The sequence below is a fragment of the Paenarthrobacter sp. 22069 genome (assembly GCF_052046035.1).
Taxonomy (GTDB): domain Bacteria; phylum Actinomycetota; class Actinomycetes; order Actinomycetales; family Micrococcaceae; genus Arthrobacter.
The window spans coordinates 50,491-64,384 of the sequence record NZ_JBQEQF010000017.1 but is presented as its reverse complement, the minus strand read 5'-3'; the positions used below and the strand labels follow the sequence as shown (position 1 = coordinate 64,384).

Here is a 13,894-nt window from a genome sequence, read left to right as displayed (position 1 = left end):
GCTTCAGCACCTGGTACGTACGCTGAAGGGGACCGGACCGGAGGAAGGGGAAGCCATGAACGATCAGGACATTTTGACGCACATCCAGGCCCTCGTGGAGGAGGAGCACTCCCTGCGCGAGGGGTCAGGCAACGGGCAGGCGCCGGACCAGGCGCGCCTGAAGTATGTGGAAGAAAGCCTGGACCAGTGCTGGGACCTGTTGCGCCAGCGCCGCGCCAAGAAGGACTCAGGGGAAAACCCGAACGACGCCGAGGCCCGGCCCATCAGCGAGGTTGAAGGCTACCGGCAGTAGCCGGAGCCTGCATCGCCTTGGGTGTCCGGGCCAACCAGCCCGGGCACCTCTTTTCCGTTACCCACAGATTGAGTTTCATCCATGCGTATCGCAGTAGCCCAGATCATCAGCAGTGCGGACACCGCAGCCAACCTTGAGCTGGTGTGGGAGTACGCCGCGCAGGCCAGTAATGCCGGCGCACAACTGGTGGTCTTCCCCGAAGCCACGATGCGGGCCTTTGGCCACTCCCTTCGGGACATCGCAGAACCGCTCGATGGTCCGTGGGCCGGTGAGGTCCGCCGGATAGCCAGGGAACTGGAGATCACGATCGTGGCGGGCATGTTCACGCCCGGCAAGGACGGCCGTGTCCGTAACACGCTGCTGGTCACCGGCCGTGGAGTTGAGGCTTCCTACGACAAGGTCCACCTTTTTGACGCCTTCGGCTTTACGGAGTCCAGCACAGTCGATGCCGGGGAGGCGCCTGTAACGTTCGAGCTGGACGGCACCGTGTTCGGCCTGGCCACCTGCTACGACGTCCGATTCCCGGCCTTGTTCACGGCAAACGCCAACGCAGGTGCACAGGTGAATATCGTCTGCGCTTCCTGGGGCGCGGGCGAAGGCAAGGCCGAGCAGTGGGACCTTTTGGTCCGCGCCCGGGCATTGGACAGCACCGCCTTCGTTATTGCCTGCGGCCAGGGCGACCCCGAATCCACCGGCGCAGGCCCCGCCGGAACGGCGCCCACCGGAATCGGCCACAGTGCAGTTATCACGCCCCTGGGCAAAGCGGTGGTGGCCCTCGGGGGAAGGCCGGAACTCGCCGTCGTCGATATCGATCCCTCGACCGTTGACGACGTGCGCGAAAAACTGCCGGTGCTGGCCAACGCCCGCCAGTTCACCATGGTGAGCCGCCGTTCATAGCCAGGAAACAGAAGGGATTAAGGGCGTACGACGGCGGCCCTCACCTTTGGCGGGCCGCCCGGCCCGCCATTTCCGGGGAAGTTGGGGGGTCCACGGGCTTCGCTGACCGGCCAGAGGAAGAAGCCGTTTACATTCCTGAAACATGGGTGATACGTGAACTTCACACCGGAGCCATTTGTGTAACGTGGGCGCAACTTTAAGCGGCATTGGCTGAAACACACCGCACCAAAAATGGAACCCGGGGGAAATGCTTCGGGGCCAAACGGGTCCCGCACCACGATCACGTTGCGAAGGGACCCACCGGTGGAAATCACTGCCCAACACGTCTGGCTGATGGTTTCGGCCGCCATGGTACTGTTCATGACCCCCGGACTCGGCCTCTTCTACGGCGGCATGACCCGCGCCAAGGCCGCGCTGAACATGATCATGATGAGCTTCATCTCCGCCGGCATCGTGGGCGTCGTTTGGGTCCTCTGGGGTTACTCTATGACCACCGGCGACGGGATCCTGGGGCTGTTCGGCAACCCGTTCACCAGCTTCGGCCTGCAGAACCTCATGGGTTCGCCGGACCTGCTCAAGGCCGGCTACAGCGCCACCTTCGCTATCGTCACCGTGGCACTGATCAGCGGTGCCATCGCCGACCGCGCGAAGTTCAGCGCCTGGGCCCTGTTCGTTCCGGTCTGGATCACCCTCATCTACTGCCCCCTCGCATACATGATCTGGGGCGGCGGCCTGATGAGCGCAGGCGGCGCCGTTACCGCGGCCTTCGGGCAGGTCATCGACTTCGCCGGCGGCGCGGTGGTGGAAATCAGCTCGGGAACCGCGGCCCTGGTACTCGCAGTCATCGTGGGCCAGCGCCATGGTTTCGCCAAAGACCCCAACCACCGCCCGCATAACATTCCCTTCATCATGCTGGGCGCGGCCATCCTGTGGTTCGGCTGGTTCGGTTTCAACGGCGGGGCCGCAACCAGCGCCGAACAGGCCGGCCTGATCTGGATCAACACCCTGGTGGCGCCAGCGGCCGCCATGCTGAGCTGGCTGGTCACCGAGAAGATCCGCCACGGCCACCCCACCTCCCTGGGTGCAGCCTCCGGCGTCGTGGCCGGGCTGGTGGCGATTACCCCTTCCTGCGCGAACGTCAGCCCGGTGGCCGCCATCGGCCTTGGCTTGGTGGCCGGGGCAGCGTGCTGCGTGTTCGTGGACCTCAAGTACCGCTTTGGCCTTGACGACTCGCTGGATGTCGTGGGTGTCCACCTCGGCGCCGGCCTCATCGGCACCCTTTCGCTGGGTCTCATTGCCCTCCCCGTCAACGGCCAGGGCGGCGGCCTCTTTTACGGCGGAGGTGCCCAGCAGCTCATCGCCCAGACGGCCGCCGTCGTCATCACCGTGCTGCTGTCCGGCCTTGGCACCGCTGTCATCGCACGCGTCATCAACAAGGCAGTGGGCTTCCGGGTCAGCCACGAGGCTGAGACGGCCGGCGTGGACCTGTCCGAACACGCCGAAACCGCCTATGCCTTCGGTGAGATGGGATCCGGTTTCAGCACCCTTGGCCAGATGCTCGCACACCACGCGGCAACTCCAGCCGCCGCCGCTGCACCGGCCGCCCAACAGCGCGCCAAGGAAGACTCCTTCGCCTAGGTCTGCCCCCAGGACACCTGCCCCCAAGCGATCCCTTCGGGCTTCCGGGGCTGCTAGTCCGCCAGGATCTTGTAAAGGGCACGGCGGGTTTCGTCCATCTTGGCGATCGCGGCAGCCCGCTGCTCTTCGCTGACACCGGAGCGGAACTGGTGAATGGCACCCACGAGCTTGGCGATGCTCTGGTGGAAGTCCCTGTCCGCGCTGTCCGGTTCAGCATTCCACGCGTTCTCCATTTCCTCGGCGTGCTCCGCCACGTACGCCTTGCCTGCGTCCGTCAGGGCAAACTCGGTCCCGCGGCCTTCGCTGAGGGCCTCGATCAGGCCCTCGTCCACCAGCTGCTGGAGGGTGGGATAGATCGATCCCGGGCTGGGGCGCCACATTCCGCCAGTCTTTGCGGCGATGGTCTTGATCAGCCCGTAACCATTGGATGGCGCTTCTGCCAGGAGCGAGAGGATGGCCGCGCGGACGTCGCCGCGGCTGGCACGGCGCCCGCCCCTCCCGAAACCTGGGCCGAACCCCGGACCGAACCCTGGGCCAAAACCGGGCCCGAACCCGGGCCCGAACCCGGGCCCGAACCCGGGCCCGAAGCCTGGACCACGGTGCCCGTGCGGTCCCCGGCGGCCCCTGCCGCGCTCGAACCTGCCCTTTGCGAATTCCGGGCCGGGATGCTTGTCATCGAACATGCCTTTCATAGCGGCATCGTCCTTCCTGTATCTTGTTGTCGCTGCTTCTTCAGCGATAGTTAACGATATGTCGTTAACTATCGCGTCGTCAATGGCTCGGCGTGACCAAATCCTGACCTTCCCAGATCTGGTTCCCCCTACATGGCAGGCGTATCCTGATCCCACCTTCGAGGACGAGGGCTGGACAATGGCAAAGAAGCGGAAGCGCAGGCGCGGCTTTGGCGCGGCCTTGGGACGGATCCTGGGGTTCCTGGCAGCCAGTGCAATGTGTGGCGTTCTGGCCGCCAGCCTGGTGGTCCCCGCCGTGGCAGCTGCGGGCATGGGAGTCAGCACCTCCATCGATTTCTTCAACAGCCTCCCGGCCGACCTGGCGGTCCAGCCGCCGTCGCAGGCCACGAAGGTTCTCACCTCCGATGGGCAACAGATTGCCGCCTTTTACGCTGAAAACCGTGTGAAAGTGCCTCTTGACCAGATGTCACCGTTCATCAAGGACGCCATCGTCGCCATTGAGGACAGCAGGTTCTACGAACACGCGGGCGTTGATCCCGAGGGGATACTGCGGGCGCTGGTGTCCAACCTGACCAAAGGCGGTGAGCAGGGGGCATCCACCATCACCCAGCAGTACGTTACGAACGTCCTGAACGAGGCCCAGCTCTCCCAGGACAGGCCCGATGCTGTGGTCTTGAACGGACAGAAAAACATCGGCGACAAGATCCGGGAAATGAAGCTGGCCATCAGCCTGGAGAAGAAGTACACGAAGGACCAGATCCTGGAGGGCTACCTCAATATCGTGTTCTTCAGCAATAACGCCTACGGCATTGAGGCTGCGGCACGCTACTTCTTCAGTACCACCGCGAAAGACCTCACCCTTCCGCAGGCGGCCCTGCTGGCAGGCGTGGTTAACAGCCCGACCCTCTACAACCCGGCGACCAACCCGGACCAGTCGATCGGCCGCCGGAACCAGGTCCTGTCTGAAATGCTGCGCCTGCGCAAGATCACCCAGGCCCAGCACGATGAGGCGGTGGCGACCCCCATCCAGTTGAAGATCACGCCTCAGCAGCAGGGTTGCGCCAACGCGTCCATGGCGCCGTACTTCTGCGATTACATCTCCCACCTGATCCTGAACAATCCGGCCTACGGGCCGACGGAGACTGAACGTGAGCGGCGGCTGTACAGGGGCGGCCTAACGATCGTCACCACCCTGGACAGCAGGCTGCAGTCGGCGGCCCAGGCACAAGTGGACGGGACCGCTGGGGCAAACCCTGACAAATGGGGAGCATCACTGGTCAGCATCCAGCCCGGCAGCGGAAAGATCCTGGCGATGGCCCAAAACACGGTGTTCATCCCACAGCCAGGCAAGTTCGATACCAACCTGAACTTCAACGTCGACGCGAAGGACGCACAGGGCAATGACCTGAATGGTGCCGGCGGCTTCCAGCCCGGATCCACCATGAAGCCTTTCACGTTCGCGGAATGGCTGAACGAGGGCAAGTCGATCACGGCCGAGGTGGACGCCTCGCGCAGGACCTACCCGCTGGGGTTCCCCTGGAAGGACAGCTGCGGGAAGGTGCTGGGCGCTTACAGCACTGCGCAGGCCAACCCTGCCCTTGGCGTCACGGACGACCTCCAGAATGCAGAGGACGGCTTCTACCGGCCCATGCCGGTTAACTACGGCCTGTACAACTCCATCAACACCGCCACGTTCGCTTCAGCATCACAGCTTGATTTCTGCGGCATCCAGAAGATGGTGGACGCCGTCGGCCTGCACAGCGGGCTCGACAGCAGTCCGGTCAACATGCATCAACTGGGCAACCTGCTGGGTGGCACCGGCGTTGCCCCGCTCACCCTGGCCGACGCCTTTGCCACGTTTGCCACGGATGGCCGCTACTGTGCACCCATCGCCGTCGTTGAAATTACCGACGCAGCGGGAGCAAAACTGCCCGCCCAGGCCCCGGACTGCCATGACGCCGTTAAGCCTGACGTTGCCCGCGGCGTGAACTCGGTGCTGCAGGACGTCCTGAAGAAGGGCTCCGGCGTCTACATCAAGCCGAAAGTGCAGGACGTGGTTCCCACCGCGGCCAAGACCGGCACCTCGAACACCAACGGGTCCACCTGGGTGGTTGGCTACACCACCGGCCTGGTCACCGCGTCATTCTTTGGCGACGCACTCGAAGGCCAAAAGCGGGCGGGACAAAATGTCACTATCAACGGCACGTTCTATCCCAGCCTGGACGGATACATGATCGCCGGTCCACAGTGGGCCAACTACATGCTTAAGGTGGCGCCGCTCTATCCAGCAGGCCCCTTCGCGCCGCCTCCCGCCTCGATGATCGGGCCGAACCCCAATTACAGGCCGTAGTTACGGCTGGACCCGCAGCCGTAATTACAGGCCGTAGTTACGGCTGGACCCGCAGCCGACCCTGGAGCCGTGATCCCTGAAGCCTCGGCCGCTGAAGCCAGAACCGATGCCTTGGCAGCGGGGTGGGCAGCGTGTAACGGACTTCCGGGGTCGCCGCCGCCTTGGACGGCGTGCCCGGGAGGACGCTCAGGTGACATGCGCACCGCCGTTCCCGGTAGTGGTGGAGCGGTGGAGCGGTAGGTGTGGCCGGTCGGGGTGGTGGTCGCCACCGGATGGCGTGGACCGGGGATGGGTTTGGTGGTCCAGCCGGGTGTTTCTTTGGTGTGGTTGCAGGCTTCGCAGAGGCCCTGGCCGTTGCCGGCGGTGGTTTTGCCGCCAGCTGCCCATCCCAGAATGTGGTCGTGGTGCCGGATCGGGGCGTCGCAGTACGGGGTGCGGCAGGTATCGTCCCGGACTTGGAGGAAGCGTTTCAGGTTGGGTGGGAAGAGCCGGGCTGTGGAGTCCATTGCTACCAGCTCTCCGGTGCCGGGGGCGGTGTACAGGCGGCGGATCCACAGGCTGAGTTCTTCAGGGACGGCCGGGTCCGGCGCCGGTTGTTGAGCTGCTGATGATCCACCGGTGAGGGCAATAGACCGTGCGGTGGCTGCCGGGATGGTGCCGTAGCCGGGGAGCCTGGCGGGTTCGGCATCGGCCTGCAGGAGGGTGCGGTCGGTCATCACCAGCTGGACCTCCACCCCGGTCACGCCGCCGGGGGTGCCGGTGGCCCGTTCGACGAGGGTGTCGGCCATGACCTGGCCCCGCGAACGTTCATCCCCACGGCTGCGGGCTGTGTCGGCGTCGCGGGACAACGCGGCGTAAGCGGCCACGCCCTGGGCTGCGGGCAGCAACGCCGTCAGGTAGGTCATGGTGTCCGGAGCCGGACGCAGGCTCACAGTGCGTTCCGTAACTGCCCGTGCTGCCCGCTTCGCCACCGAAGTCGGGTCCCGCCGGTACGCGGCGGCCCGGACCGCGCCGATGATGGCCCGGTCACCGGCACCGTCCAGGGCACCGGTGTCGGCGGCGAGTTCCTCATCCACCCCGGCCCGGTCCTCGACACTGAGGTAGATTGTTTCCTTCACGATCAGCGTGACCCGCCACTCATTCAACCGCCCACTGCGGAAGGCGGCGAACGTACGGGGCATTCCGGTCAGGGCCTTGGCCAGCCCCAGCAGCCGGGAGCCACGGTTCGGGGATTCCCGGCGGGCCAACGCGATCTGCGCACCAGCCCCCGCGCCCTGCTCCTCCACAGGTACCCCGGCCGCGGACTGTTCCCGCCGCTGGGACAGATCGAAAGCGACGCTCGTTTCGGCCTGCCGCGCGGCCGCCAGCGACTTCAGGTCCTCAAGCCCGCGAATCTGATCGATCTTCCCCGCATCATCACTGGCCATGGGAACACGGGCCAAGAGCCCCAGGACATCGGCAATAGAGGGTGCCTGAGGCTCCCGCCCACGCCCTGCAACCTGCCCCAAAACCGCTTCCATAGCCCAAGTCTTTCACCAGGCACCGACAATCCCAGCCACCTAAAACCCCTATGTGGAAAACCAGAAACAGCCCACATGTCGACCCTCTCTGGCAGCATGGGAGTGGTGGAAATCGTTGAGACAAGGCGGCTGATCCTGCGCCCCTGGAAGCCGGACGACGCAGACTTCGTCCTGGGCCACCCGCCGTCCAGCTCGCGGGGACGCTGCTCCTTAAGCCAATTCCGGCGTCGGGCCCTGCCCTGCCGCGGCTGTTCGATGCGCGGAATCCTTCAGCCTAGCCCGTCCCCTTCCACAACCGCTTCCACCAGGACCGCTCCGGCTCCGGTTCAGGCGGAGCCTCTTCAACCCGGCCAGCGCGTCGCGTGCGCCAGCGCTCTACTTCCTCCTCCACGTCGCGGGTCTTGGTAATCACCGGTGGCCCGCCCTGGAGTTGGCGGCGCGCGTCGATCACCCGCCGGTTGAAGTCCTGCAGGATGTCCCGCACCTGCTGCTCGGTGTACTGGCCGTCCAGCTTGGCATCGAGTTCCGCGTCCTCGGTGCGGAGCAGAATAGCCGCGGGACCAAGACCGCTAATGTTCTCCCGCTGGATCAGCCCCTTGACCCACCAGTCGGGGTCGTAGGACTCGCCCAATCCGGGAATCGGTTTGCCCGCGTACTTCAGTTTGTCGAACTTGCCCTGCGCCATGGCATCCCGGACCAGGTATTCCGACCGGGCGGCGTCGCTGACCTTCCGCCGCTTCTCCCGCTCCCGGGCGTCGAGGGCGTCCAGTGCTGCTTCCTCCTCCGCACTGATCCCGGCGCCGCGGTATGAACGGACCTCGGCAGCCCGCTCCAGGCGTTTCCGAAAGTCCCCTGCCCCGCCGCTCACTGCTGCCACCGCCTTCCCTTGGCATCGTCCACCTTCCAGTATTCAGCGGCGGCCCCGGAGGTTCAACGCCAGGAAAGGCCGACGACGGCGGGACCCCGCCGTCGTCCGCCCACCCCGGCATCAGGAAAAGGCTCCTGGCGACAGCGTGCCATCAGGCGTTGGCGTGCTCGGCAAGGATGCCGTCGATCTGCCCGACTGCCAGCTTCAGCCCCTCCTCCATGCCCATGGCCATCACCTGCTCCATCTGCTCCTCGGCATCGAACGCGGAGTGGATGGTCATGCGTGTCCGCTCCCCCACAGGTTCCAGGGTGACCGTGGCGTGGGATGTCCCCTGGTCACCCGTAGGTTTGCCGTCGCTGTCGGCAAACCCGTCGTCGAACTGCAGCCGCCGCGGAGCTTCGATTGCCGTGAATTCCCACCAGCCGTGGGCCTTCTCCCCGCCCGGGCCGGTCATGTAGTAACTGGCGCGTCCGCCTGGAACAAAGTCCATTTTGTGGAACGTTGCGGGCCAGCCGGGAGGGCCCCACCAGCGCTCCAGCTGGCGTGGGTCCTCCCACAACTGCCACACACGTTCGACGCCGGCGTCGAACTCGGCGACCAGGGTAAGGGTCAGTGCCTCCGGATTCTTGTCCGTGCTGATGACTGCCATGGCGGTGCCTTCCTAACCTTCATCGAGGATTTCTGCCATCCTGGCGGCACGCTGCCGCCAGATGTGTTCGTATTCGTCGAGCAGCCGCCGGGCCGTCTGCAGTCCTTCATGATTGCCCCGCACGATCTGCTCCCTTCCGCGTCTTTCCTTGGTAACCAATGACGCGCGCTCCAACACCGCCACATGCTTTTGAACGGCGGCGAAACTCATGGCGTAGAGGGCTGCCAGGCCGGAAACGGAATACCCACCGGCCGTCACCCGGCGGACGATGTCCCGCCTGGTGGAGTCGGCGAACGCCTGGAAGAGGCGGTCTTGTTCGGTCTCGCTCATCTTTTCTACAACCATTTGGTTGTACGTTAGTCCTGCCGTCGGCAGGGGTCAAGGTGTTTTTGTGGTTCGTTCTGGCCCTTGCCCATGCCGGTATCTCGAAGCCCATGAGCATTTTCCTTGCCGGGGCCGGCCCGGATCCAGCGGCTTTCCCGCACGTCTTTCCGCCGGAGCCATGCTGGCGCCGCAGAGCGCGCTGGTCGGCGGATAGCGGATCGACGGCGTGGATGTGTGCGGCGAGGAGCGCTCCGAGGGCCCTTGACACCGTGGACGTCCGCGACGGGTTGGGGCTGGCCCCGTTCGCGGTGGATGTGCACGCCGGAACGGTAAGCCGCGCCGCGGCCGCCGTAGCGGCAGGTTTGGTGAAGTGGGTCGCAGCCATCGATGACAACACCGCCGCAGTGCTCTCAAGGCCCGGCGATGAGGACTATGAGGTCATCGGTACCGGCAACTGCTGGGACATCCGCCTTACCGGGTGCGGGACCACGGTTTCTGTGCGGTCTCCAGGGGGCGGTGGGTGGAGATTTCCCGCACTGGTAGCGGCTCCGGATGACTAGGAGTCGAAATGGGTGCTTACCGTGCTGCCCGACAATTGCTCGATCAGTTCCTTGGCAACGTCCCGGAGCTTCCTGTTCCGGTTGCTGGACACCCGGGTAAGGATCTCCATCGCTTCCTCCTGCGAGCACCGGTTCTGCGCCATGATCACACCACAGGCCAGGTTGATCGCTGTCCTGCTTTCAAGTGCGGCTTCGAGGTCTTCTGCACGGTTCTGTGCAGTGTTGAGGCGCACCGACAGGTGCAGCGTGTTGTGTGCGGCGGCAGCAAAGCCCACCGCCTTGTCGTAGACATCCGGATTGAACGCGCGGGGCCTGGTGGCAAAGAAGTTCAGGGCGGCGCTTGCCTCGGGGGTGATTACGAGCGGCACTCCCAGGGTGCTGTGCACGTTGTGCTCCGCAAGCTTCTGGTTGTACGTCTTCCAGCGCGGATCCGTGGACACGTCGTCAATCATCACCGGGGTCATCTCGCGGAGGGCACGGATGCAGGGGCCGTCGCCCAGTGCCTGCTCCACGTGGTCCAGCATGACAGCACGCGCGCTGCTGCCCGCAGCCGTGGCGGGACGCCGGCGCAGCTTCAGGGTGACGGCGCACTCAATGTCGTCGCCCGACGCCTCCGATACCGAGGCTGCCGCGAGCCCGGAGAGGCCGGACAGGAATTCGACCACGTTGTCAGCCCCCACGAGGATCTCCTGCAGGTGCTGAACGGACTCGTTATCGGCTGAACTGGGCATGGGTTCATCTTACTGGCGCCGCACCCGTGGCAAGGGCGTTAGCCCCTTAAAGATGGGAGTTATGCTGATGAAATGGCCCAGAAACTTCCCCTTGACGAGCTCAGCCTCCTGATTGCCCGGATCCAGGGACTGCTGCTCACGGAGGAAGAGGTCAACGGCGCCGTGCAGTCCCTTGCGCGGGCGGCGAAGGAGTCCGTCCGCGGCACCCTCGGTGCCGGCGTGTCCCTGATGGACGCCCGGGGACGGAGAACCAGCAGTGGTTACACGGACACGGTGGTGGAACGCGCGGACGCGGCACAGTATGAACTCGGCGAAGGGCCCTGCCTGACAGCATGGGCAACCGAGCGGCCTGTACTCATCCAGGACCTGCACAGCGACAAGCGCTGGCCTGGGTGGCGCAACACAGTCCTGCCACTTCCCATCCGCTCCGTTGTCAGTGTTCCACTGCTGGCCGGAAAGGAATGCATTGGTGCGCTGAAGCTGTACTCGGCAGCGGCCAACGCCTATGACCTCTCCACGCCGCCCCTGGTGCAGCTTTTCGCTGGCCCCGCGGCAACGCTGCTCTCCCACATCCAGGCGGCCGAAGCTCCGCAGAAGATGACCGATGGCCTTCAGTCCTCGCTTCACACCCGGGACCTGGTGAACCGCGCCTGCGGAATCCTGATGGAACGGTCAGGCATCAGCCACCAGGAAGCGCTGCAGCAGCTCATCAGGGAAGCGCGCGCCTCAAACTCCAGGCTGCAGGACGTCAGCGAATCCATTCTCGCCGGGACGCCGGCCGGCCGCGAGTAGGGACGGGCCCATGGGGTTTGATCCGAACGAGCCGGAACAACGGCGCCGGCTCCGGGCAGCACTCAAGGCAGCCGACATCTCGATTCCAGAGCTGTGGCTGAAGTACTTCAGCCTGTCCGGTGACGCCGGCGAGTACGAAGTGGAAGCCTACCTCCAGGGACTGCTCTCCCTGCCCATGACCCAACGGGACCTCCTGGCCCTTGCCGCGAATGAACTGATCGACGAACTGCCTCGGCCACACGCCCCCTATTCCGACGACTTTGCAGCCGATACGGCGGATGGGAGAGGCGCCCCCGCGGAAGGGGCGGACGAAGAAGGCAGCGGCAACCCGCCGGATGGTCCCCAGGCGGATAACTAGCAGTCCCGTTCCAGTGCCAGGCGTTTGCTGCGGAAGTATCGGAAACACCGGCGGGAGCGTAGTGTCGAAGGTAGGAGATTTCGGGATAGCCACAGGATCCGGAGGTTGAATGCCGGGGCCGTGCGCGCCAAGAGCGGGCGGCCGAACAGCCAGGCGTAACGGCGCTGGCGCCAACACGGATCGAGGCCTGATGGCCAGGAACCGAGAGCTGACGGCCTCTGACGAGTACCAGGACCTGCTCCTTGAAAGCCCCGGGTTCACTGAATTCCTCCTGGGCCTGGCAATGATGTCCGTCTCCAGGCTCGGCGCCGACAGCAGCATCCTGGACTGCACCATCACAGTGGAGCGCGCCGGCGGCACCTCTACGGTTGCCGCGAGCAGCGAAGAAGGCCAACGGCTCGACGAAACCCAATACGCCATCGGTGATGGACCCTGCCTCACGGCAGAACGCGAGCAGCGCACGGTGCTGGTTGGCGATTTCCGCAATGACCCACAGTGGGCCCGCTACCGCGACGAGGCTGGATTCGAAAATGTGCTCTCCGTCTTAGCTACGCCCATTCCGGCGGGACGCACGGCACACGCCGCCCTCAACTGCTACGCAGCGAGCGCGAACGCCTTCGATGCCGCCGCCGTGGAACTTGTGGAGGAGCAGGCGGAGTCCATGTCCCGGATTCTTCGCCTGGCCTTGAAGCTGCACGCTGCCGAATCTTCCCACGGTGCACTGCGCGCCGCCCTGAAATCGCGGGCTGTGGTGGACGCCGCCCTCTCGCTGATCATGCTCCAGACCCGCGGCGGAAGGGACAGGGCCTTGGAGGTCCTGCAAGCCGCAAGCCAGTCGAGCAACCGCCGGCTCCAGGAGGTTGCCAGTGACATCGTCGACGGCCATTTCCCGGGCCCCTCAGCAGACCACCACGTATAGATCCACAGGAGGAGAGCGAGAGTGACGGACACAGGGACACCGCTGCACGGGACGGGCCGCCCTGATCCCGTGGCCGGCACGGAGTTTTCGCTCCAGCTGATGCTCTTGGAAAGCCGCGACATCGCAGCCTTCCTGGACGAGCTGGCAGTCCTGGCCGCTTATCGGCTTTCAACGCCGGGCAACACCATCCACGCCGGGGTAACGGTGCTTCGGCATAAACGGCCGCGCGCGGTTGCCGCCAGCGACCCGCACGCGATGGCCCTTGATGAACTGCAAAACGGCTTCGGTGAGGGCCCGTGCCTCACCGCCCTGCGCAACAGGGCCACCCTCCTGGTTCCCGACCTCGCGGTGGAACGCCGCTGGCACCCGTACGTGCGGACCGCCCGGCAGCATGGCGTGGCCTCCATCCTTGCGGTCCCGCTGGATCTTGCCGGCGAGGCGGACGCCGTCCTCAACCTGTATTCGGCACACCCCGGCGGCTTCTCCAGCGAGGACGTCTCCGAGGCCGAAACGTTCGCTGTGCAGGCTGCAAGCTCGCTCCGGCTGGCCGTTCGGATCACCCAGCTCATCGAGGTCAAGAGTGATCTTTCCGCCACCCTGGAGTCGCGCACCATCATCGATATGGCTGTCGGGGCGATCATGGCCGAGAACCGCTGCGGACGGGATACCGCCGTCGCCATCCTGACCAGGGCATCCAATACCCGCAACGCCAAACTTCGGGACGTGGCGGCTGCAGTCATTGCCTCTATTTCAGGCGAAACGACGATCTCCACGTACTTCGACGAATAGGCGGCCCGGCGGGACGTGATGAGTCTCACGTGCCAAAACTGCGCCATCCGGTTGAGCCGCCGTCGCCGGTATGGGCACCATGGAAAGGAGGAATGCAGGGCGCCGCGTGCGGTTGCTCACATTCCGCCCCAAGTGGTTGCCATCGATCCGGCAGCCGTGCACGATTGAAGTACGGGAACGCGCTTTCCCAGCCTTTTGCCCTCAGAGCCGAGGGCGCGGTCCGGCCGGGTCCGGACCGTTCAACGCAAGAAATGGAAGTTGAATAATGACGTTCGATGCCGCCAATTCCGTCAGCCTGAAGATCTGGGACCGGGCCTCCCTCCACGAGACCCTCGATTCCGCAATCACCGATCTTTCCGCCCGCCACAACACCACCACCTGCCGGGTTGCCGTCACATGCAGCGGCCCCAACACCTTCACCCTGAGCGTGCGCGGGGAAGAGCCGGCACTGGCCCTCTAGGTAACCCAGGCACAAAGGGCGCGTACGACGGCGGGCATCNGCCGTCGTACGCGCC

At 65.1% G+C, this 13,894-nt stretch carries 16 protein-coding genes; 10 read left to right on the top strand and 6 right to left on the bottom strand.

Features of this window, described 5'->3' with window-relative positions:
- Positions 1-55: 55 nt before the first annotated feature.
- The 3 genes from ACTJK0_RS14865 (at position 56) to ACTJK0_RS14855 (ending at position 2,827) form a co-directional block, all read left to right on the top strand.
- Positions 56-292, top strand: coding sequence for a DUF2630 family protein (locus ACTJK0_RS14865; protein WP_043455532.1), 237 nt, complete (start codon positions 56-58; stop codon positions 290-292).
- Between the two features lie 81 nt (positions 293-373).
- Positions 374-1,189 carry a carbon-nitrogen hydrolase family protein gene (locus ACTJK0_RS14860; RefSeq protein ID WP_440745701.1) on the top strand — a complete coding sequence of 272 codons (816 nt, stop codon included), beginning with the start codon at positions 374-376 and terminating at the stop codon, positions 1,187-1,189.
- A gap of 303 nt (positions 1,190-1,492) precedes the next feature.
- Complete coding sequence (locus ACTJK0_RS14855; protein WP_440745700.1) at positions 1,493-2,827, top strand: ammonium transporter; 1,335 nt, start codon at positions 1,493-1,495, stop codon at positions 2,825-2,827.
- A 53-nt stretch (positions 2,828-2,880) separates the two neighbouring features.
- Here ACTJK0_RS14855 and ACTJK0_RS14850 read toward each other — a convergent pair whose 3' ends face one another.
- Positions 2,881-3,519: a PadR family transcriptional regulator gene (locus ACTJK0_RS14850; protein ID WP_440745699.1), complete on the bottom strand. Its 639-nt coding sequence runs from the start codon at positions 3,517-3,519 to the stop codon at positions 2,881-2,883.
- 178 nt (positions 3,520-3,697) lie between these two features.
- On the opposite strand from ACTJK0_RS14850, the gene ACTJK0_RS14845 reads away from it, so the two are divergent.
- A complete protein-coding gene (locus ACTJK0_RS14845; protein ID WP_440745698.1) occupies positions 3,698-5,869 on the top strand; it encodes a transglycosylase domain-containing protein in 2,172 nt (723 codons plus the stop codon).
- Here ACTJK0_RS14845 and ACTJK0_RS14840 read toward each other — a convergent pair.
- The 4 genes from ACTJK0_RS14840 to ACTJK0_RS14825 all read right to left on the bottom strand — a co-directional run bounded on the left by ACTJK0_RS14840 (position 5,857) and on the right by ACTJK0_RS14825 (position 9,251).
- A complete protein-coding gene (locus ACTJK0_RS14840) occupies positions 5,857-7,389 on the bottom strand; it encodes an HNH endonuclease (RefSeq protein WP_440745697.1) in 1,533 nt (510 codons plus the stop codon). The genes ACTJK0_RS14845 and ACTJK0_RS14840 overlap by 13 nt on opposite strands.
- Positions 7,390-7,663: 274 nt before the next feature.
- Complete coding sequence (locus ACTJK0_RS14835; RefSeq protein ID WP_440745734.1) at positions 7,664-8,257, bottom strand: DUF1992 domain-containing protein; 594 nt, start codon at positions 8,255-8,257, stop codon at positions 7,664-7,666.
- Between the two features lie 151 nt (positions 8,258-8,408).
- Positions 8,409-8,906 (bottom strand): SRPBCC family protein, encoded by a 498-nt coding sequence (locus ACTJK0_RS14830; protein ID WP_440745696.1) that lies wholly within the window; start codon positions 8,904-8,906, stop codon positions 8,409-8,411.
- A gap of 12 nt (positions 8,907-8,918) precedes the next feature.
- Positions 8,919-9,251, bottom strand: coding sequence for an ArsR/SmtB family transcription factor (locus ACTJK0_RS14825; protein ID WP_440745695.1), 333 nt, complete (start codon positions 9,249-9,251; stop codon positions 8,919-8,921).
- A gap of 248 nt (positions 9,252-9,499) precedes the next feature.
- Here ACTJK0_RS14825 and ACTJK0_RS14820 point away from each other — a divergent pair, with 248 nt between their 5' ends.
- Positions 9,500-9,790 (top strand): hypothetical protein, encoded by a 291-nt coding sequence (locus tag ACTJK0_RS14820; RefSeq protein WP_440745694.1) that lies wholly within the window; start codon positions 9,500-9,502, stop codon positions 9,788-9,790.
- Here ACTJK0_RS14820 and ACTJK0_RS14815 read toward each other — a convergent pair.
- Positions 9,787-10,521: a GAF and ANTAR domain-containing protein gene (locus tag ACTJK0_RS14815; RefSeq protein ID WP_440745693.1), complete on the bottom strand. Its 735-nt coding sequence runs from the start codon at positions 10,519-10,521 to the stop codon at positions 9,787-9,789. The two genes, ACTJK0_RS14820 and ACTJK0_RS14815, sit on opposite strands and share 4 nt — an antisense overlap.
- A gap of 72 nt (positions 10,522-10,593) precedes the next feature.
- Here ACTJK0_RS14815 and ACTJK0_RS14810 point away from each other — a divergent pair, with 72 nt between their 5' ends.
- The 5 genes from ACTJK0_RS14810 to ACTJK0_RS14790 all read left to right on the top strand — a co-directional run bounded on the left by ACTJK0_RS14810 (position 10,594) and on the right by ACTJK0_RS14790 (position 13,839).
- Positions 10,594-11,313, top strand: coding sequence for a GAF and ANTAR domain-containing protein (locus ACTJK0_RS14810; RefSeq protein WP_440745692.1), 720 nt, complete (start codon positions 10,594-10,596; stop codon positions 11,311-11,313).
- Between the two features lie 10 nt (positions 11,314-11,323).
- The gene (locus tag ACTJK0_RS14805; RefSeq protein ID WP_440745691.1) at positions 11,324-11,671 is read left to right on the top strand and encodes a hypothetical protein; all 348 of its coding nucleotides are present in this window, start codon (positions 11,324-11,326) and stop codon (positions 11,669-11,671) included.
- 190 nt (positions 11,672-11,861) lie between these two features.
- On the top strand, positions 11,862-12,590 hold the full coding sequence (locus ACTJK0_RS14800; RefSeq protein WP_440745690.1) for a GAF and ANTAR domain-containing protein: 729 nt from the start codon (positions 11,862-11,864) through the stop codon (positions 12,588-12,590).
- Positions 12,591-12,611: 21 nt separating this feature from the next.
- Entirely contained in the window at positions 12,612-13,379 is a 768-nt protein-coding gene (locus ACTJK0_RS14795) for a GAF and ANTAR domain-containing protein (RefSeq protein WP_440745689.1), read from the top strand.
- A gap of 265 nt (positions 13,380-13,644) precedes the next feature.
- Positions 13,645-13,839, top strand: coding sequence for a hypothetical protein (locus tag ACTJK0_RS14790; RefSeq protein WP_440745688.1), 195 nt, complete (start codon positions 13,645-13,647; stop codon positions 13,837-13,839).
- Positions 13,840-13,894 lie beyond the last annotated feature (55 nt).

What these genes read in the sequence shown, in the direction of transcription:
- ACTJK0_RS14825 (WP_440745695.1), bottom strand. Translation starts at nt 9,251, where the DNA reads ATGGTTGTAGAAAAGATGAGCGAGACCGAACAAGACCGCCTCTTCCAG.
- ACTJK0_RS14845 (WP_440745698.1), top strand. Translation starts at nt 3,698, where the DNA reads ATGGCAAAGAAGCGGAAGCGCAGGCGCGGCTTTGGCGCGGCCTTGGGA.
- ACTJK0_RS14840 (WP_440745697.1), bottom strand. Translation starts at nt 7,389, where the DNA reads ATGGAAGCGGTTTTGGGGCAGGTTGCAGGGCGTGGGCGGGAGCCTCAG.
- ACTJK0_RS14860 (WP_440745701.1), top strand. Translation starts at nt 374, where the DNA reads ATGCGTATCGCAGTAGCCCAGATCATCAGCAGTGCGGACACCGCAGCC.
- ACTJK0_RS14850 (WP_440745699.1), bottom strand. Translation starts at nt 3,519, where the DNA reads ATGAAAGGCATGTTCGATGACAAGCATCCCGGCCCGGAATTCGCAAAG.
- ACTJK0_RS14810 (WP_440745692.1), top strand. Translation starts at nt 10,594, where the DNA reads ATGGCCCAGAAACTTCCCCTTGACGAGCTCAGCCTCCTGATTGCCCGG.
- ACTJK0_RS14790 (WP_440745688.1), top strand. Translation starts at nt 13,645, where the DNA reads ATGACGTTCGATGCCGCCAATTCCGTCAGCCTGAAGATCTGGGACCGG.
- ACTJK0_RS14830 (WP_440745696.1), bottom strand. Translation starts at nt 8,906, where the DNA reads ATGGCAGTCATCAGCACGGACAAGAATCCGGAGGCACTGACCCTTACC.
- ACTJK0_RS14865 (WP_043455532.1), top strand. Translation starts at nt 56, where the DNA reads ATGAACGATCAGGACATTTTGACGCACATCCAGGCCCTCGTGGAGGAG.
- ACTJK0_RS14815 (WP_440745693.1), bottom strand. Translation starts at nt 10,521, where the DNA reads ATGCCCAGTTCAGCCGATAACGAGTCCGTTCAGCACCTGCAGGAGATC.
- ACTJK0_RS14805 (WP_440745691.1), top strand. Translation starts at nt 11,324, where the DNA reads ATGGGGTTTGATCCGAACGAGCCGGAACAACGGCGCCGGCTCCGGGCA.
- ACTJK0_RS14800 (WP_440745690.1), top strand. Translation starts at nt 11,862, where the DNA reads ATGGCCAGGAACCGAGAGCTGACGGCCTCTGACGAGTACCAGGACCTG.